A 16,954-nucleotide genomic window follows, 5' to 3' on the forward strand; every position below is an offset into this window, starting at 1 on the left:
CACGTCATCGACGGTGATCCGCCGAGCACCCTTTCGCGTGAGCGCCACGTGTCCCCCTGAACTCTGACGTTGCAGAGACGATAGGCCACGACGCGCCTCGGAGACGACGCGTATTCGGAGCAGGGACACCACGCTGCCGTCCCGAGAGCCGGATGCCGTCCCACCCGCTGTGACAGCACCGGATGACCTCTTACCTGCGGAAACATCGATGGGGACGGCTGGGACGGCATACCCGGACGCCGTCCCAGCCGTCCGGAACAGGCCCGATGCGGGCCTCGGAAGACGGAGTTGCCGTGCCGTCCCGTCAGGCCGTCGACGAACTCGGCTCGCCCGTCTGAGTCGACGCGGTGTCGGGGGTGAACCTGGCGAGGTACACCGCAAGCTCCTCATGCCCGCAGCCCATGAAATCGGCCAACTCGACCACCGAAGCCGGAGACAACTCCGCCACCCCATCCGGATGCCGGTTCAGCTTGTTCCGCGCCCACTGCCGCATCGGCCAGAAGGTCCGGTTCTCACTGTCCACCAACGCACGCAGATCGATCCGCACGACCAGATTCGCCAGGAACAAGTTCACCCGCTGCAACGCATGGGTCAACAACGTCGGCGCGGGAACCCCAAGACCCTGACACAGCTCCAACAACCGCAGCACTGTTAGCACCCGCAAGCCATGCTCATACGCCAACAGGGTTCGGTCACCGATCTTGGACGGCAACCGGGTCACGAACTGGGTACGCGACCAGCCTTTCGCCTCACGTACGCGACGCAACTCATCACCAAGCGCCCTCGCGATGGCTGCCGTCGTCTGTTCGTCCAGGACGTCGAGGGGACGATTCTCCGAGTCGGTTGCGTCCATTGTCAGCAGGCAGGGACACTCGGCGCAGGGTCGTCGGCCGCGAGCGCTGCGTCCATCCGTTCGAGCGCCTCGGTGCCGAGCTGTACGAAGGCTCGCAGCGCCTCACGATGCATCACGAAGTCGAACGACCGGTTCGGCGGCCAACCACAGACGATCTCCACCTGATCGGGGTTGAGCACCGAGAGCGCCAGCGGGCACCCGTCCTTGACGATCACGTACGCGTTCACGAACAGACTCGTCCCGAGCATCACGCCTCCTCGGACGTGGATGAGGCGGCGCGTTCCTGACGCTCACGCCGCGCCGCGCGGGCACGAATAGCCTCCGCTGCCGTCGTCACGCTGTCGGCAAGTGCCTGTTCCTCAGCGATGCTGATTGGCTCGGCTCGACCGGCGTCCGCGTCGTAGTGCTTCAGCACGTACTGCCCGAGGTGATAGTTCAGCGTGCTCAATTCGTGCATCAGCCGCCCGTCAAGGTGCGCGGCCTCGTCGGGCGGCGGAACCCTGCTGTCCACCGTCGACGGCAGAGCGCGAAGGGGCGTGCGCTCGCCGCCACCCCGTTCCATTCGGTCAGCACCCATCGTGTCGCCTCTCCATGAAAGCCTGCCCCGATGTCTTCGGGGGCCGGAACGTGTCAGACTGAAATCAGTCTTCGGTCGGCACAATGTCGGCGGAATGACACGCGGGTGCCACAAAGGTGACATGCGGAGGCGACGGATGGAGTCCTGGAAAGCGGCGTCGGTGGGACGCGGCGTGCCTGGTCGTCCTGCTCGCACGCTCCTCGAACAACTGATTCGAGATGAACGAGGCGAGACCTTCGAAGAATTCGTCGCCTACGCCGAGGACTACGCGCGGCGTCATCGTCTACCCGGAACGTTGAGCTTGCGACACCTGCTGCGGCTGGCATCCGGTAGGAAGGCGGACGGTAGTCCGGTCGGAAAGCCACGACCGGCGACGGCGAACCTGCTGGAAAGCATCTTCGGCGTGCCGGTCGACGAGTTGCTCTCAGCGCCGAGGAGTGGGCCTGCGGACGAGGAGACGATCGAACTTCGCCAGCGCCTTAACGCGGCTCGTCATGTCGATCTCGCCGTCATCGACTTGTTGCGGGAACAACTCGATTCGCTACGCAGGCTCGACCGGCAGATGGGCGCGATCGTCGCTTACGGCGAGGTGCGGGAGAAGGTTGAGCAGGTGCGCCAACTCCACTCCTACAGCCTCGCTCCGGGCGTGCGTACCGAACTGGCTCGCTTGCTCGCCGAACTTGGCGCGCTTGCGGGCTGGGAGGCGCTGGACCGCTACGAGATCGGCCAGGCATGGGAACACCATGAACTGGCGAAGCGGGCAGCGCGCGAGGCAGAGTCCAACGGACTCCTCGCGCATGCGACTGCGCAACAGGCGCTCGTCCTCGCCGACCTCGGCGAGGTGCGGCCAGCTCTGGATCAGCTCGAACAAGCCCGGTCATTGGTCGAGCGTGCGGCACCGGCTGTGCTTCGCGCGTGGCTGGCCGCCGCCCATGGTGAGGGGTTGGCTGCCGCCGGTCGACGAGACGAGGCGTTGCGTGCGTTCGACGAGGCTGGGACGTTGCTGCCTGCTGACCCGGTTGACCCCTCGTTGCCGTTCCTGTTCCTGGCCGGTGCGCACCTGGACCGCTGGCGGGGGCACGCGCTCGCACGCCTCGGCGACGCTGAGGCGCTCGGCGTGCTCACGAGCGCCCTGCAACGGCTCGATCCCACCTTCACACGAGCGGCGACCGCGCTCCGGGTCGACTTGGCGTCGGCGTTGCTCCGGGATGGTCAGTCAGGCGAAGCGTGGTCGCATGTGCGGCGCGCGGAGCGCCTTGCGAACGAGATCGGCTCGGCGAGGCAGCGACGCAGGATTCAGTCACTGTCCGTGACGGTAGAGGTAGAGTCGTAGCCGCGTACGGGCACCGCGTCGACCCCCTCCGGCGTGGGGCGGATTGTGGGGCGAGTCGGCTGAGATCGATGGGTCTGGGTGGACATCGGGTCATCGGGCGAAGTCGAAAACGCCTGGTAGAGACCAGGTTGTATAACGATCTGGTTACTCGTAATGAGCAGGTCAAGGGTTCGATTCCCTTAGGCGGCTCCAGGCGTGACGCAGGTCAGGCCCCGATCCACGTGGACGGGGCCTGATTCATGTCCGGGCGCTAGACCTGCTCGCGGGCGTACTGGTTGAGGTAGTAGCACTGCGTGCAGCGGTGTGCCTCGATGACGTACTTCGGGCGGCCCATGAGTCGGGCGCCGCCGAAGATGCCTCGTTCCAGTTCGCCCTGTACCCACGCGGTGAATCCCCGGGCGGACTGGCCGCTGTCCATGATGAAGCCGGGCTCCAATGCGGCCGCGCCACACGCCGCGCACTTGTTCTGCATACGGCGGAAACTAACAGCGGACGGACCCGCGTGCGGGCTGTTCAGGCCAGATGCGCGAACTCCCGTCGCCACGTGCCGTACCAGTCGGCGAACCAAGGGTGGACCGTCGACAGCGGCACGATCGAGCGGACCGTCTCCGCGTAGTACGTGCGCTGCTTCTCCGGGCGGGGATGGGTGTCCAGCCGCTGCACGTTGCTGGCCCGGTCCGCGAGTTTCACCAGCAGCGCGTCGACAGGGGCCGTGCGGAGACGTGCGAGGTACGCGTCGCGGTCGTCGCCCTTGGTCACCCAGTCGACCAGCGTCGCGACCTCGTCGCCGAAGGTGTCGCGGACCTCTGCCGTCGTGCAGGCGGTGTCCTCGACGACGTCGTGCAGGACCGCGGCGTGCAGGAGCGCCGGGTCGGCCACCTCCGCGCCGTACGCCAGAAACGCCGTGGCCTCCTTCAGGTGTTCGACGTACGGTTCACCCGCCGGCCTGGTCTGGCCGGCGTGCCAGCGGACCGCGAACGCGACCGCCTCGTCGAGACCGGGCGGCCAGTCGTCGGCGGCCGAGAACGTGCGCAGCATGCGTCGAGCCTAGGTCAGGGGAGTAGTCGATGAGCGGTGTTCAGCGGTCTGTGGGCGCGTACGGGCCGCCGCGGCGCCTGCCGCACTTCGTGCTGCGGCGGATGCTCGACGCGGTGTCACCCGGCACCATGCCCGACGAGCCCGTCGCCGCGTTGGAGCGGCGGGTCGCCGAGCTGCTCGGCAAGCCGCGCGCGCTGTTCTTCCCCACCGGCACCATGGCCCAGCAGGTCGCGCTGCGCATCCACGCCGAGCGCACGGGCAGGCACGCCTTCACCGCGCACCCCGCCAACCACCTCGACCTGTGGGAGCAGCGCGGGTACGCCGTCGTCCACGGGCTGCGATACCAGCCCGCGGGCGAGCAGTACCGGCTGCTGACCCGTGCTGACCTCGACGAGGTCAAGGAACCGGTCGGTGCGCTGCTGATCGAGCTGCCCCAGCGGGAGATCGGCGGCTTCCTGCCCACCTGGGAAGAACTGTCCGCGCAGGTCGCCTGGGCACGTGACCAGGGCGCCGCGGTGCACCTCGACGGCGCCCGGATCTGGGAGTCCCAACCGTTCTACGACCGGCCGCATGCCGAGATCGCCGGGCTGTTCGACACCGTCTACGTGTCCCTCTACAAGGGACTCGAAGGTGTCCGGGGCGCGGTGCTCGCCGGGGACGAGGCCACGATCGAGTACGCCGACGTGTGGCGTCGCAGGCTCGGCGGCGCGATTCCGGACGCCTGGCCGCTCGCGCTCGCCGCCATGGTGGGGCTCGACGAGGTCCTGCCGAGGATGGCAGCCTTCCGCGACCACGCCGTCGCGATCGCCGTCGCGCTCACCGAACGGGGCGTGGTCCAGGTGCTGCCCGACCCGCCGCACACGCCGATGTGCCATGTCCTGCTGCCGGTGCCGCCCGCGGCGGCGGAGGCGGCGGGCCACATGCTCACCGACGAAATGGGTGTGGTCCTGTTCCGCCGTGTGGGTGCCGAGTCGTGGCCGGATCGGTGTCGCGTGGAGTTCACGGTCGGTGAGCACACGATGGGGTTCTCGCCGGACGAGGTGGTCGCCCTGTTCGTGGACGTCGTGCGTCGTGCCTCGTGAGCGGCCCATTACGGTAGCCGGGTGCCCCTGTTCTCCTTCGAAGGCAAGTCGCCGGCCGTTCACCCGGACGCGTGGATCGCGCCGACTGCCACGCTCGTCGGTGACGTGACGGTCGAGGCCGGTGCGTCCGTCTGGTACGGCGTGGTGATCCGCGCGGACTTCGGTGCGATCGTGATCCGCGAGGGCGCGAACGTGCAGGACAACTCCGTCATCCACGTCGGCAACGGCGTGTGCGAGGTCGGGCCCGGTGCCACCATCGGGCACCTGTGCCTCGTGCACGACTGCACCATCGGCGCGGAAGCCCTGGTGGGCAACGGTTCCACCGTGCTCGACGGTGCCGTGATCGGGTCGCGTGCGCTGATCGCGGCCGGGTCGACCGTCGCACCCGGAACCGAGGTGCCCGGCGAGACGGTGGCGGTCGGGTCGCCCGCGAGGAAGTTCCTGCCGCTCGCCGGCACCGCCAAGATGTGGGTGGACCACAACCAGGAGATCTACCGCGATCTCGCGCGCAGGCACCGGGACGGCGTCGAGCCCGTCTAGCCGGGCAGCGTGTACGGGACCGTGGTCGTGAGGCGCACGAAGCCGAGCTTCTCGAGAATGGGGCGGCTCGTCGGCAGCGCGTCCGTGCGCAGGTAGCGGTAGCCGCGTTCGGCGGCGAGCCTCGTGCGGAGGCTCACGAGCGCGCGGTAGATGCCCTTGCCGCGCCACTCGGGGAGCGTGCCGCCACCCCACAGGCTCGCGAAATCGGTGCCCACGTGGAAGTCGACGCGGGCCGCGCACACCGCCTCGTCGCCCGCCAGCGCGAGCACGGGTGCGACCGCACCGGACGGGATCCGCTCTCGCATGCTGTCGATCATCGGGCCGTGGTCGCCGCCGAACACCTTGTCGTGCACGGCTTTCACCTGTCGCAGACCGTCCTCATCGGACACCGTGACGAGCCGGATGCCCTCCGGTGCCGGGATTTCGGGCACGTCGGCGACGTCCGCGACCATCAACGCCTCCTCCTCGCCGGGTATGAGACCGGCCTTGAGCAGGCGCTCCGGCAGGTCGTCGGGGCGGTCGTAGGCGTAGTACTTCCACTCGAAGTCACGGTCGTGTGCGCGGAAGTACCCGATCTGCTCGGCGATCACGTCGTCCGCGGTCGTCTCGTCCAGATCGGACCACTCGACACCGGACCAGCCGTCCTGGTCGGCGCTGAGGCAGCGGATGACGGACCCGGCGCGCTCGAACCGCCCGCCGTCGAGCGTCGGTCGCACGACATTGCGCAGCTGTGCGTCGAATGCCGCGAGCGCGGCCGCCTGTTCCATGGCGCGTAGTGGAACACCGGCGGACGCCGGCGGGCAACCGGGTTACCGGCGGGCGATGGCCAGCAGGTGCGCCGTGGCGCCGAGAAGCGCGGGCTCGCGTTCCGTGCGTTCGAGCAGTTCGAGCAGGACCGCGCGCTTGTCCGGGTCCGCCAGCCGGTCGGTGACGTCGGGGATCCAGTACGCCATGCCCTCGACGGGCAGGAGGTCGACGAGTGTGAGGCCCGCGTCGGCCACCTCGCTCACGATCTCCTCGGGGCGGTGGAAGTAGCAGGTGGTGAACCCGTACGGAACGTGCTGGGTGCCACGGCGCGTGCCGGAGGTGAGGTCCTCGCGCAGCATCGGGGTGAAACCGGGGACGTCGACCAGGCCCGCGAGCATGCCCTCGAACATCGGCGACCAACGGCTGATCGCGGCCGCGATCACCAGGTCCCTGCTGACGCGCGCGGCCTCGCTGAGCGCGCGCACGCGGTCGGCGCGGTCGAGCAGGTGGTAGAGCGGGCCGAGGAGCAGCACGGCGTCGTGGCTCGCGTCGGGTTCGGCCAGCCCGCGGGCGTCACCCTCGACCGCGTCGATGCCCTTGGCCCGTGCGGTGGCGACGTGGCGTGGCACCGGGTCGACGAGCCGGACGCGGTGACCCTCCTCGGCGAGCCACGTCGCGTAGACGCCGGAGGCACCGCCGACGTCGAGGACGCTCGCCTTCTCGGGTAGGTGGCGGCGCAGCAGGACCTTGGTGCGCAACAGTTCCAGGGAATCGACGAGGCGGGTGTCCTCGCCGCCGCGTTCGTAGTACTCGAGGATGTCGGCGTCCATGCCGGAGGACGGTAACGCCGGTGTGCGGCAGTTCGCACTTGAGTTTGACGTTACGTCAGTTCCTAGCGTCCGTGTCATGGCACCGAAGAAGAAACAGACGTTCCAGGTCACGCTGGAGCTGCCCGCGGGTGACGCGCCGATGGTGGACCTCGGCAAGATGCTGGGGCAGACCGGCGTGAACCTGGTGGAGGTCAAGCGTTCCTACGACGCGAGCACGTCCGGGCAGCGCGGCGACGTGGTGCCGGTCGTGGTCACGGTCTTCGAGGACCGGTCGTTCGTACTGCGCACGAAGACGCCGCCGACCGCGTTCCTCATCAAGAAGGCGTTGGGCGGCAAGGGGTCTCCGCGTCCGGGGCACGAGCGTGCCGGTTCGCTGACCCGCGAGCAGCTGCGTGCGATCGCGGAACGCAAACTGCCCGACCTGAACACCGCGGACGTCGAGGCGGCCATGCGGATCATCGCGGGCACGGCCCGCTCCATGGGGGTGTCCATAGTGGAATGAAGGTCGTTCCTCCGTTCCGGGCGCTCGATCCCGCACTGGCGGCGGCGGAGCGGCTGCTGGCCGATGCGCGTCTGTCTACTGTGGTCGCGGCATTGCCGGACGAGCACGTCGCCGCGGCGCGGTTGAACGACGTGCTGGCCGAATGCGGTGCCGGGCCCCGCCTGCGGGCGGTCGGCGGGGAGTGGCGCGTGGTGTACGTCGCCGCCGCCCGCCGCGACACGGAGCTGGTGGTCGCGGCGGGCGGGCTGGCGTCACTCGTCGCGGTGGCGGGGTGGCGACGGCTGAAGTGCTGCGACACGTGCGGCACCCCGTTCGTCGACCGCACGAACGGTTGCACACGCCGGTGGTGCACCCCGCATCGGCCGCGCGCGTGAGTTGTCCACAGGTGCTCCGGTTGTCCACAGCCGACCGCTGTCGGACCGGTTCCGTCGGTGGGTACCGGTAGGCTGGCATGGCGGGTGGCCCCCGGGAATGGGTGGGGGTTGAGGTTACGCACCGGGGGCCGGGCGCTGTCGCGTTTTCGCAGGTCAACGGGTTGTTGGTGGGAAGGTCGTTGGGGACGGCGGTTCTGGTCGGTACCGTCCGTGTGCGTGTCCTGTTACGTCTGCGACAAGCACCAGACCGGTGACGGGGTCGTCGCCGGTGACGAGCTGATGGTGCTCGCGCACGTGCTCCCCGACGCCCCCGGCAACGATGGCGCCCCCGTCTACCTCGGCCACCTGGTCGTCGAACCCCGCCGCCACGTCCCCGGCCTCGCCGACCTCACCCCCGACGAGGCGGCAGCCCTCGGTCGGTGGGCCGCCCGGGCCGCGCGGGCCCTTCACGCCGAGCACGTCTACTCGTCGATCGTCGGTCACCAGGTCGACCACCTCCACCTGCACCTCGTCCCCCGCTACCCGGGCACGCCGCGCGAGTTCTGGTGGCCGCGGCTCGACGAGTGGCCGGCCGCCCCACTGGGCGGGAACGCCGAGGTCACCCAGCTGGTGGGAGAGATACGGGCGCGGCTCGATGTGCCCGGCGGCGGCAGATAGTGTCGTTGCCGGCACCGAACACGATGGAGGCACCCATGCACCAGCCGGCGATCCCGCACCTTGCCGCCGCCGATCCCGAACTCGCCCAGCTCGTCGAAGGCGAAGCTCAGCGCCAGTTCGAGAAGGTGCGCCTCATCGCGTCGGAGAACTACGTCTCCACCGCGGTGCTCGAGGCCACCGGCTCCGTGCTGACCAACAAGTACTCCGAGGGCTACGCGGGCAAGCGCTACTACGAGGGCCAGCAGTTCATCGACCAGGTCGAGACGCTCGCCATCGAGCGCGCCAAGGGCCTCTTCGGCGTCGACCACGCCAACGTGCAGCCCTACTCCGGCTCCCCGGCCAACCTCGCGGTCTACCTCGCGACGGTCGAGCCGGGCGACACCGTCATGGGCATGGCGCTCCCCGCCGGCGGCCACCTCACGCACGGCTGGTCCGTGTCCGCCACCGGGAAGTGGTTCCGCGCCGTCCAGTACGGCGTGCGGAAGGACACCGGCCGCGTCGACATGGACGAGGTGCGGGACCTCGCGCGTGCCGAGCGGCCGAAGCTGATCTTCTGTGGTGGCACGGCCATCCCGCGCACCATCGACTTCCCGGCGTTCGCGGAGATCGCCAAGGAGGTCGGCGCGGTCCTGGTCGCCGACATCGCGCACATCGCGGGGCTCGTCGCCGGTGGTGCGCACCCGTCGCCGGTGGGGCACGCGCAGATCATCTCCACCACCACGCACAAGACGCTGCGTGGTCCGCGTGGCGCGATGCTGATGTCCGACGCCGAGTACGCCAAGGCGCTCGACAAGGCCGTCTTCCCAGGTCTGCAGGGCGGCCCGCACAACCACACCACCGCGGGCATCGCCGTCGCGCTCGCCGAGGCCGCGCGGCCGGAGTTCCGCGAGTACGCCGCCGGTGTGGTCGCCAACGCCAAGGCGCTCGCCGAGGCGCTGATGGGTCGCGGCTTCGACCTCGTGTCCGGTGGCACCGACAACCACCTGATCCTGATGGACGTCACCGGCAAGGGCACCGCGGGCAAGCCGCTCGCGAAGGCGCTCGACCGGGCCGGGATCGAGCTGAACTACAACACCGTGCCGTTCGACCCGCGCAAGCCGTTCGACCCGTCCGGTCTGCGGCTGGGCACCGGCGCCATCACCACCCGCGGCCTCGGCACCGAGCAGATGCCGCAGATCGCCGAGTGGATCGACCGGACCGCGACGGCCGCCAACGAGGGCGACGAGACCGCCATCGCGGCCATCGCCGCCGAGGTCAAGGAACTGCTGTCGGGCTACCCGATGCCCGGCTGGGCCTAGCCGCGACTGTGAGGAACGGGCCCTCCAGCACCGTGCTGGAGGGCCCGTTCCTCACAGTCAGGCCTTCGTGAACCGCGGCGCGCTGGACGGGCTCTCGTTGTGGGACCGGTCCAGTGCCGTCACCACGTAGGTGTACCGCTCGCCCGGCACGGCCGTGGTGTCCGTGAACGACTGCAGCGTGCCGCTTGTCGCCCGTACGGAACCCACCAGGTTCGCCGCGTCCGCGAGGTCACAGCGGCCCACGAGGTCGTGCCCGTCGAGCCGGTAGACGCCGTACGACGTCGCCCCGTTCGCGACCCACCGGACGCGCACCCCGTCCGCCGTCCGCCTCGCGTCCGCCATCAGCGGCGCCGAGGGACCACGCGCCACCAGCCGGTCCGCGGTCGGTGCGAACGCGGGCCGCGAGTAGTGGTCGTTCTTGACGATCGTCATGTGCTGCAACCGGTTCGCGCGTACCTGTGCGGCCGAGAAGTAGATGTCGCCTTCCACTTCCGGGTGGTCCTGGTTGAACGTGAGCTGGCGGCTCATCTCGTTCGGGTCGTGCCACGCCGGACCCTGCGCCGGGGCCGCGACCTTGTAGTTGGCGTGCCCGATGTACAGGTTCACGTCCGTGCCCGCCACGATGTCCGACCACCACGGCACGAGCTTCGCGTAGTCGGCGACGGTGAAGCCGATGTTCCAGTACACCTGCGGCGTGATGTAGTCGATCCACTCCTCGCGCACCCACTTGACGGTGTCCGCGTACAGGTCGTCGTAGGTCTCCACGCCGCCCTGCGTCGGCGAGCCCGCCGGGTCGGTCGACGCGTTGCGCCAGATCGCGAACGGGCTGATGCCGAACTGCACCCACGGCTTCACCGAGCGGATCTCGGCGGACAGCTCGGAGATCAGCAGGTCCACGTTGCGGCGTCGCCAGTCTTCGAGCGAGAGCCCGTCGCCGTACTCGGCGTATTCGGCGGCGTCGTCGAAGACCTGGTTCGCGACCGGGTACGGGTAGAAGTAGTCGTCGAAGTGGACGGCGTCCATGTCGTACTTGCGGACCGCGTCCATGATCGCGTCGATCGTGAACTCCCGGACCTCCGGGATGCCCGGGTTGTAGTACAGCTTGCCGCCGTAGGGCAGCACCCAGTCCGGGTGCACGCGTGCCGGGTGGGTCGGCACGAGCGCGTTGACGTCGGTCCCCATGGACACGCGGTACGGGTTGAACCAGCCGTGGAACTCGAGGTTGCGCTTGTGCGCCTCCTCGACGGCGAACGCCAGCGGGTCGTAGCCGGGGTCCTGGCCCTGCGTGCCGGTCAGCCAGTGCGACCACGGCTCGTACGGCGACGGCCAGAACGCGTCGGCGGTCGGCCGGACCTGCACGACCACCGTGTTGAGTCCCAGCGCGGCGGCTTCGTCGTACCAGCGGATCAGCTCCGCCTTCTGCTGGTCGGCGGTCAGCCCGCGGGCGGACGGCCAGTCGATGTTGGCGACGCTCGCGAGCCACTCGGCTCGCAGCTGCTGTTTCGGGGTCGCGGGGCTGGGCGCGCACTCCGTGACGGGTGCGGCGGTCGCGACGGGGGCCGCCGCGGCGAGTGACAACGCGGTGGCGGCGGCGAGGACCACGCTCATCAGTCGGTGAGGTCGTAACGGCATTGGAGCAGTGTGTCGCCTGCGCCACACCTCTGCCAACGGTGAGAAGGTAACGAGTCGTACTCATTGCCCGCCGGATTCTTACCGCCGCGTACGTCCGGCATGTCCGCTTGCCGAGGTTTGCCCAGGTCAGCGTGAGTATCGTGGGATCGGTGTCACAGCTATTTCGTTTGCTAAGGAGTTGGCCTGGGTGCATGCTTGTATCGACCAACTAATTGGGTGATGCAAGCAACGGAGGACGGGTCGTGGTCGCTGCGGGGATCGGCGCCGAACCGGCCGAGCTGACCGAGGAGCAGCTCGAAGCGGGCCGGCGGCTCGCCGGGGCGTTCTTCGGCATCGGCAAGCAGCAGGCCGCGCTCGGGCACCGGATGAGCAAGGCCGGCGGCGTCGACCGGTCGACCGTCATGCTGCTGAAGACACTCGTACACCAGGGGCCGAGCAGGTCCAGCGCGCTGGCGGCGGCGATCCACTCGGATCCGTCGACGGTCAGCAGGCAGATCGCCGCGATGGTGCGGGACGGTCTGGTGGAGCGGATGGCCGATCCCGAGGACGGCAGGGCCAGCGTGCTCGTGCCCACCGAGGCAGGAAAGGCGCTCCTGGAAGAGCAGCGCAAGCGGCTGGGGCTCGCGCTCGCTCGCGTCGTACAGGAGTGGGCGCCAGACGACGTGGACAGGTTCCTCGAGCTGCTCGAACGGTTCGTCACGGACCACGAGCGCCACCTGCCCGAGATGATCAACGAATGCGTGGCGTTCGCCGCGCGTTCCGAAGGGGAGAAGTAGATGTCCGAGTCAACCTCGCGCAGTGTGCCCGAGGTGCAGGGGGAGCGGAGCGGCGTCCTGTCGCACCGCCAGATCATGACGATCCTCGCCGGGCTCCTGCTCGGCATGCTGCTGGCCGCGCTGGACATGACGATCATGGGCTCGGCGACCAAGACGATCGCCGACCAGCTGCACGGCCAGACCATCCAGGCGTGGGTCACCACCGCCTACCTGATCACGTCGACGATCTCGACGCCGTTGTACGGCAAGCTGTCGGACATCCTCGGCCGCAAGCCGATGTACCTGACCGCGATCACGCTGTTCCTGGCCGGCTCGGTGCTGTCGGCGCTGGCCACCTCGATGTATGAGCTGGCCGCGTTCCGCGCGGTCCAGGGCCTCGGCGCCGGTGGCCTGATGTCGCTCGCGCTCGCGATCCTCGCCGACCTGGTCTCGCCGCGGGAACGCAGCAAGTACCAGGGCTACTTCATGGCGGTCTGGGGCACGTCCAGCGTGCTCGGGCCGGTGGTCGGCGGGTTCTTCGCCGGCGCGGACACCATCTTCGGCTTCGACGGCTGGCGCTGGGTGTTCCTCGTGAACCTGCCGGTCGGCATCGTCGCGCTGTTCGTGGTCGCCCGGTACCTGAACGTCCCGCACACCAGGGTGAACCACCGCGTCGACTACTGGGGCGCGGCCGCGCTCACCGTCGCGCTGGTGCCGCTGCTGATCGTGGCCGAGCAGGGCCGTGAGTGGGGCTGGAACTCCGGCGCCGCGTGGGCGATGTACGGGATCGGTGCCGTCGGCCTGGTCGCGTTCGTGTTCGTGGAGCGGCTGATGGGCGACGAGGCGCTGCTGCCGCTGCGGTTGTTCCGCAGGCCGGTGTTCTCGCTGACCAACGTCATCAACTTCGTGATGGGCATCGGCATGTTCGGCATGATGATGTCGCTGCCGCTGTACCTGCAGATCGTGAAGGGCGCGTCGCCGACCGAGTCGGGCCTGCAGACCCTGCCGATGACCGCGGGAATCCTCGTGGCGTCGATGGGTTCCGGCATCCTGATCTCGAAGACGGGCCGGTACAAGCGGTTCCCGATCGCGGGGTTGCTGATCGTGTCGGTGTCGATGTTCCTGTTCGCGCAGATCGGCGTGGACACACCGCTCGTGACCACGATGCTGATCATGGGCCTGGCGGGCCTCGGACTCGGCCTGTGCATGCAGACCCTGATCCTGGCGATCCAGAACGACGTGCCCGCCAAGGACATGGGCGTCGCGACCTCGTCGGCGACGTTCTTCCGGTCCATCGGCGGCACGGTCGGCACCGCGGTGTTCCTGTCGATCCTGTTCAGCGTCACGTTGTCGAACCTGCCGGTGTTCCCCGGCGCGGGCGGCGCGGTGGACCTGAACGACACGTCGTTCCTCGCGACGCTGCCGCCCGAGCAGGCCCGCCCGATCCTGGAGGCCTTCTCGACCGGTGTGGACACCGTGTTCACGGTCGGCGGGATCGTGGTCTTCGTGGCCTTCGTGCTGATGTGGTTCCTGAAGGAGATCCCGCTGTCCGACAAGTCGGGCATCCAGCGGGTGGCGGACGACGAGGCGGCCGCGGCCGCACCGGCGATCGCGCACTGACCGGGGGAGGTGAGGGCCCCGCGTACCCAGGGGGTGCGTGGGGCCCGTCCCGTCCGGCCGTCTAGTGGTGCGGGTACACCCCGCCTGCCTCGCGCAGCCGCTCGTAGGAGCGGGCGATCTCCTTCTCCGCCTCGTCGCGGCCCACCCAGGTGGCGCCCTCGACGCTCTTGCCCGGCTCCAGGTCCTTGTAGACCTCGAAGAAGTGCTGGATCTCCAGCCGGTGGTACTCGGCGAGGTGGTGGATGTCGCGCAGGTGCTCGGTGCGCGGGTCCTCGGCGGGCACGCACAGGACCTTGTCGTCGCCGCCCTTCTCGTCGGTCATGCGGAACATGCCGATGGCCCTGGCCTTGATCAGGCAGCCGGGGAACGTCGGCTCCTGGACGAGCACCAGCGCGTCGAGCGGGTCGCCGTCCTCGCCAAGGGTGTTCTCCACGAAGCCGTAGTCGGCCGGGTACTGGGTCGCCGTGAACAGGGTCCTGTCCAGGCGGATCCGGCCGGTCGCGTGATCCAGTTCGTACTTGTTGCGCACGCCTTTGGGGATTTCGATCGTGACGTCGAACTCCACTGTTTTCCTCGCTCAAATCGGCTCGTGTCGGGGTGCCATCTAGTGTGGACCACTGCTGGTTACCGATTGGGGAGGGCACGTGCCGCAGTCCGGGGATGGGGACCTCTGGCCGACGACCGACGACGACACCCGGCCGCCGGCGTCCAAGGACGCCGAAACCCACGAGATGCCCGTCCCTGACCAGCAGAAACAAGACGAGGAGAAGCCGTCGGCGGAGGCCGTGGAAGCCGACGCTCCCGACGACGAGGAGCCCGCCCCGGCCGAGCCGGAGGGTGACGAACCGCACGCGAAACCCGAGCCACAGATCACCCGACCGATGTCGCGGCCAGTCGAGGAGAGACAAACGGAGCCCGACAGATCCCCGGCATGGCCGTCCGTCGAGAGCGGCACCGACGAGAACCAGCAGACCACCGCGACGAGCTACACCAAGCCCGAACGTCCCGAGCCCACCGGCCAGGAGAACGCGAAGACCGCCGTCGTGCGCCCGGTCGAGGCCCCCGGCGACAGCGAGCCCGCGGACCCGGAAGACGAGAAGGACGAGCCCGGCACGCTCGACGCCGAGCCCGCGTCCCCGGCCCCTGAGAACGAAGAAGCGTCGCCCTCGCGCGAGAGCGGGGACAAGACACGGCCTGACGAGGCTCCGGGCTCGCTCTTCCGTGAGCCCGAGAGCAAAACCCGGCTGACCGCCCGACCTCCGGCGCTGTGGCCCGGCGACGCGGACAGCAAGGAAACCCCTGCCCGCCCCGGTGACGCGCCGACGAGTTTCATGCGGCCCGTCCAGCCGAAACGCGGCCCCGAGGAGCCCGGGCCGGGCTTCCGCCGCCAGCCGGACACCAGGCAAGAGAACGCTCCCACGAGCTTCCTGCGTCCGGACAGCAAGCCCAGCGCGTCCCGGCCCCCGAACTTCGTCCGCCCCAGCACCACCCGGGACGACGCGACGAGCTTCATCCCCCGCGACGCCGGCGGCGCGCCCGTCTTCTCGCGCCCCGAAACCCCCACCACGTTCCTCCGGCGGGACAACCCACCGAGCTTCAGCCGCAACAGCGACAGCGCGACGTGGCCACCGCCGGAGCCGCCCCGTGCCGCGCCCAAGCGCGTCGGTCCGGAACCGGAACCGGAACCCGCGGAGCCGGCCGCGAACAAGTCCCGGAAACCACTGCTCATCGCGGCCATCTCGGTCGTGGCCGTCGTCGCGATCGCCTCGGGGGTCGTCTTCGGCGTACCCGGTCTGTCCGACAAGCTCGGCCTCACCGGCGAGGACCCCGTCGCCATCGACCCGCCGCCCCGGCCGATCAGCTACACCCCGTCGCTCCACGGTCCGGACACGGCCGCACCCGCACCCACGCAGCAGGGGATCGAGCAGGCACTGGCGGGCCCGATGTCCGACGCGGCGCTCGGCAACGTCAACGGTGTCGTCATCGACCCGGCGACCGGCGAGACGCTGTACGAGAAGAACGCCGACGGCGCGATCACCCCCGCGTCCACCGGCAAGATCCTCACCGCCGCGGCCGCGCTGCTGAGCCTCGACCCCACGAGTCAGCTGGTGACCAAGGTCGTGGCGGGTGACCAGCCCGGCGAGGTGATCATCGTCGGCGGCGGCGACCCGACGATCTCCTCCCTCGAGGTCGGCGAGGAGTCGATCTACCCGGGCGCCGCGCACCTGTCCGAGCTGGTGGACCAGGTCAAGGACAGCGGCGCGCAGGTCCAGACCGTCTACATCGACCAGAGCCGCTACGCGCCGCCGGGCCTGGCGCCGAGCTGGCTGCCCGCCGACGTCGGCCTCGGCTACATCGCGCCGATCGTGCCCGCCATGCTCGACGGCGACCGGCAGACCGACCCGGCGGAGAACTACTCGCCGCGCACCACCGACCCCGGCCGCACACTGGTCGACGCGTTCGCCAACCGCATGGGCGCGTCCCCTGGCGCGTCCACCGAGAAGAAGGCACCCGAGAACGCGGAGGTGCTCGGCGAGATCCGCTCCGCGCCCGTCACCCAGCTCGTCGACAACATGCTGAACCGCTCGGAGAACACGCTCGCCGACGTCCTCGCCCACGAGGTCGCGATCACGGCGGGCGAGGAACCGAACTTCGACGGCGCCAGCAAGGCCATGCTCGACGTCCTGCGCGAGAACGGGTTCAACGTCGACGGCGTGGTGCTGCGCGACGGCAGCGGCATGTCCGAGGAGAACAAGATGACCGCGCGGCTGCTCGCCGAGGTCCTCGCGGTCGCGGCGGGCCCGGACGGCAAGGACCCGCGCACCGCCAAGCTGCGCCCGCTGCTCGGCGGCCTGCCCGTCGCGGGCGGCAGCGGCACGCTCGCCGACCGGTACACCGAGGGCGACGCCGTCGCGGGCAAGGGCTGGGTGCGGGCCAAGACCGGTTCGCTGACGGGGATCAACTCGCTCGCGGGCATCGTGCTCGACAAGGACAACAAGCCGTTGGTGTTCGCGTTCCTGACGAGCGGCACAGTGGCCACTTCGGCCCGTCCCGCACTGGACGCCGTAACCGCCGCGTTGCGCGGTTGTGGCTGTCAGTAGTGCCGTCGACACGGA

General features: G+C 69.5%; 19 protein-coding genes. 10 read left to right on the top strand and 9 right to left on the bottom strand.

The window, feature by feature from the left end; all coding sequences use genetic code 11:
- Positions 1-304: 304 nt before the first annotated feature.
- The 3 genes from ACIBVP_RS15810 to ACIBVP_RS15820 are packed head-to-tail and all read right to left on the bottom strand — an operon-like array spanning position 305 to position 1,430.
- On the bottom strand, positions 305-853 hold the full coding sequence (locus tag ACIBVP_RS15810; RefSeq protein ID WP_396106822.1) for a helix-turn-helix domain-containing protein: 549 nt from the start codon (positions 851-853) through the stop codon (positions 305-307).
- 2 nt (positions 854-855) lie between these two features.
- The gene (locus ACIBVP_RS15815; protein ID WP_396106823.1) at positions 856-1,080 is read right to left on the bottom strand and encodes a hypothetical protein; all 225 of its coding nucleotides are present in this window, start codon (positions 1,078-1,080) and stop codon (positions 856-858) included.
- Between the two features lie 20 nt (positions 1,081-1,100).
- The gene (locus ACIBVP_RS15820; RefSeq protein WP_396106824.1) at positions 1,101-1,430 is read right to left on the bottom strand and encodes a hypothetical protein; all 330 of its coding nucleotides are present in this window, start codon (positions 1,428-1,430) and stop codon (positions 1,101-1,103) included.
- Positions 1,431-1,566: 136 nt separating this feature from the next.
- Between ACIBVP_RS15820 and ACIBVP_RS15825 the strand changes: the two genes are divergently transcribed.
- Positions 1,567-2,763 (top strand): hypothetical protein, encoded by a 1,197-nt coding sequence (locus ACIBVP_RS15825; RefSeq protein ID WP_396106825.1) that lies wholly within the window; start codon positions 1,567-1,569, stop codon positions 2,761-2,763.
- 250 nt (positions 2,764-3,013) lie between these two features.
- On the opposite strand, the gene ACIBVP_RS15830 is transcribed toward ACIBVP_RS15825, so the two are convergent.
- The gene (locus tag ACIBVP_RS15830; protein WP_396106826.1) at positions 3,014-3,235 is read right to left on the bottom strand and encodes a hypothetical protein; all 222 of its coding nucleotides are present in this window, start codon (positions 3,233-3,235) and stop codon (positions 3,014-3,016) included.
- Between the two features lie 41 nt (positions 3,236-3,276).
- Positions 3,277-3,801 (bottom strand): HD domain-containing protein, encoded by a 525-nt coding sequence (locus tag ACIBVP_RS15835; protein ID WP_396106827.1) that lies wholly within the window; start codon positions 3,799-3,801, stop codon positions 3,277-3,279.
- 29 nt (positions 3,802-3,830) lie between these two features.
- Between ACIBVP_RS15835 and ACIBVP_RS15840 the strand changes: the two genes are divergently transcribed.
- On the top strand, positions 3,831-4,883 hold the full coding sequence (locus tag ACIBVP_RS15840; protein ID WP_396106828.1) for a threonine aldolase family protein: 1,053 nt from the start codon (positions 3,831-3,833) through the stop codon (positions 4,881-4,883).
- A gap of 21 nt (positions 4,884-4,904) precedes the next feature.
- Positions 4,905-5,423 (top strand): gamma carbonic anhydrase family protein, encoded by a 519-nt coding sequence (locus ACIBVP_RS15845; protein ID WP_396106829.1) that lies wholly within the window; start codon positions 4,905-4,907, stop codon positions 5,421-5,423.
- Here ACIBVP_RS15845 and ACIBVP_RS15850 read toward each other — a convergent pair.
- Both ACIBVP_RS15850 and ACIBVP_RS15855 read right to left on the bottom strand, forming a co-directional pair.
- Positions 5,420-6,190 (bottom strand): GNAT family N-acetyltransferase, encoded by a 771-nt coding sequence (locus ACIBVP_RS15850; protein WP_396106830.1) that lies wholly within the window; start codon positions 6,188-6,190, stop codon positions 5,420-5,422. The genes ACIBVP_RS15845 and ACIBVP_RS15850 overlap by 4 nt on opposite strands.
- A 42-nt stretch (positions 6,191-6,232) precedes the next feature.
- Positions 6,233-7,000, bottom strand: a complete 768-nt coding sequence (locus ACIBVP_RS15855; RefSeq protein WP_396106831.1) for a class I SAM-dependent methyltransferase — start codon at positions 6,998-7,000, stop codon at positions 6,233-6,235.
- A gap of 76 nt (positions 7,001-7,076) precedes the next feature.
- Between ACIBVP_RS15855 and ACIBVP_RS15860 the strand changes: the two genes are divergently transcribed.
- The 4 genes from ACIBVP_RS15860 (at position 7,077) to glyA (ending at position 9,831) form a co-directional block, all read left to right on the top strand.
- Positions 7,077-7,502: an uL11 family ribosomal protein gene (locus tag ACIBVP_RS15860; protein WP_396106832.1), complete on the top strand. Its 426-nt coding sequence runs from the start codon at positions 7,077-7,079 to the stop codon at positions 7,500-7,502.
- Positions 7,499-7,876 carry a hypothetical protein gene (locus ACIBVP_RS15865; RefSeq protein ID WP_396106833.1) on the top strand — a complete coding sequence of 126 codons (378 nt, stop codon included), beginning with the start codon at positions 7,499-7,501 and terminating at the stop codon, positions 7,874-7,876. The genes ACIBVP_RS15860 and ACIBVP_RS15865 overlap by 4 nt, the downstream gene beginning before the upstream one ends.
- Positions 7,877-8,092: 216 nt before the next feature.
- The gene (locus tag ACIBVP_RS15870; RefSeq protein WP_396106834.1) at positions 8,093-8,533 is read left to right on the top strand and encodes an HIT family protein; all 441 of its coding nucleotides are present in this window, start codon (positions 8,093-8,095) and stop codon (positions 8,531-8,533) included.
- Between the two features lie 35 nt (positions 8,534-8,568).
- A complete protein-coding gene (gene glyA, locus ACIBVP_RS15875; RefSeq protein ID WP_396106835.1) occupies positions 8,569-9,831 on the top strand; it encodes a serine hydroxymethyltransferase in 1,263 nt (420 codons plus the stop codon).
- 57 nt (positions 9,832-9,888) lie between these two features.
- Here the strand turns inward: glyA and ACIBVP_RS15880 are convergent, their stop codons facing one another.
- On the bottom strand, positions 9,889-11,463 hold the full coding sequence (locus ACIBVP_RS15880; RefSeq protein WP_396106836.1) for a family 10 glycosylhydrolase: 1,575 nt from the start codon (positions 11,461-11,463) through the stop codon (positions 9,889-9,891).
- Between the two features lie 242 nt (positions 11,464-11,705).
- Here ACIBVP_RS15880 and ACIBVP_RS15885 point away from each other — a divergent pair, with 242 nt between their 5' ends.
- The gene (locus ACIBVP_RS15885; protein ID WP_396106837.1) at positions 11,706-12,239 is read left to right on the top strand and encodes a MarR family winged helix-turn-helix transcriptional regulator; all 534 of its coding nucleotides are present in this window, start codon (positions 11,706-11,708) and stop codon (positions 12,237-12,239) included.
- The gene (locus ACIBVP_RS15890) at positions 12,240-13,838 is read left to right on the top strand and encodes an MDR family MFS transporter (RefSeq protein ID WP_396106838.1); all 1,599 of its coding nucleotides are present in this window, start codon (positions 12,240-12,242) and stop codon (positions 13,836-13,838) included.
- Between the two features lie 61 nt (positions 13,839-13,899).
- Here ACIBVP_RS15890 and ACIBVP_RS15895 read toward each other — a convergent pair whose 3' ends face one another.
- Positions 13,900-14,403: an inorganic diphosphatase gene (locus ACIBVP_RS15895; protein WP_396106839.1), complete on the bottom strand. Its 504-nt coding sequence runs from the start codon at positions 14,401-14,403 to the stop codon at positions 13,900-13,902.
- A 79-nt stretch (positions 14,404-14,482) separates the two neighbouring features.
- Between ACIBVP_RS15895 and dacB the strand changes: the two genes are divergently transcribed.
- Entirely contained in the window at positions 14,483-16,939 is a 2,457-nt protein-coding gene (gene dacB, locus ACIBVP_RS15900) for a D-alanyl-D-alanine carboxypeptidase/D-alanyl-D-alanine-endopeptidase (protein ID WP_396106840.1), read from the top strand.
- The last annotated feature ends 15 nt before the right edge of the window (positions 16,940-16,954 follow it).

It is taken from the genome of Actinophytocola sp. NPDC049390 (genome assembly GCF_044466355.1).
Taxonomy (GTDB): Bacteria; Actinomycetota; Actinomycetes; order Mycobacteriales; family Pseudonocardiaceae; genus Actinophytocola.

Bases quoted from the DNA above. Each gene is read 5' to 3' on its own strand.
- ACIBVP_RS15830 (WP_396106826.1), bottom strand. From the start codon at position 3,235: ATGCAGAACAAGTGCGCGGCGTGTGGCGCGGCCGCATTGGAGCCCGGC.
- ACIBVP_RS15825 (WP_396106825.1), top strand. From the start codon at position 1,567: ATGGAGTCCTGGAAAGCGGCGTCGGTGGGACGCGGCGTGCCTGGTCGT.
- ACIBVP_RS15855 (WP_396106831.1), bottom strand. From the start codon at position 7,000: ATGGACGCCGACATCCTCGAGTACTACGAACGCGGCGGCGAGGACACC.
- ACIBVP_RS15890 (WP_396106838.1), top strand. From the start codon at position 12,240: ATGTCCGAGTCAACCTCGCGCAGTGTGCCCGAGGTGCAGGGGGAGCGG.
- ACIBVP_RS15820 (WP_396106824.1), bottom strand. From the start codon at position 1,430: ATGGGTGCTGACCGAATGGAACGGGGTGGCGGCGAGCGCACGCCCCTT.
- ACIBVP_RS15835 (WP_396106827.1), bottom strand. From the start codon at position 3,801: ATGCTGCGCACGTTCTCGGCCGCCGACGACTGGCCGCCCGGTCTCGAC.
- ACIBVP_RS15850 (WP_396106830.1), bottom strand. From the start codon at position 6,190: ATGGAACAGGCGGCCGCGCTCGCGGCATTCGACGCACAGCTGCGCAAT.
- ACIBVP_RS15860 (WP_396106832.1), top strand. From the start codon at position 7,077: ATGGCACCGAAGAAGAAACAGACGTTCCAGGTCACGCTGGAGCTGCCC.
- glyA (WP_396106835.1), top strand. From the start codon at position 8,569: ATGCACCAGCCGGCGATCCCGCACCTTGCCGCCGCCGATCCCGAACTC.
- ACIBVP_RS15880 (WP_396106836.1), bottom strand. From the start codon at position 11,463: ATGCCGTTACGACCTCACCGACTGATGAGCGTGGTCCTCGCCGCCGCC.
- ACIBVP_RS15865 (WP_396106833.1), top strand. From the start codon at position 7,499: ATGAAGGTCGTTCCTCCGTTCCGGGCGCTCGATCCCGCACTGGCGGCG.
- ACIBVP_RS15810 (WP_396106822.1), bottom strand. From the start codon at position 853: ATGGACGCAACCGACTCGGAGAATCGTCCCCTCGACGTCCTGGACGAA.
- ACIBVP_RS15840 (WP_396106828.1), top strand. From the start codon at position 3,831: ATGAGCGGTGTTCAGCGGTCTGTGGGCGCGTACGGGCCGCCGCGGCGC.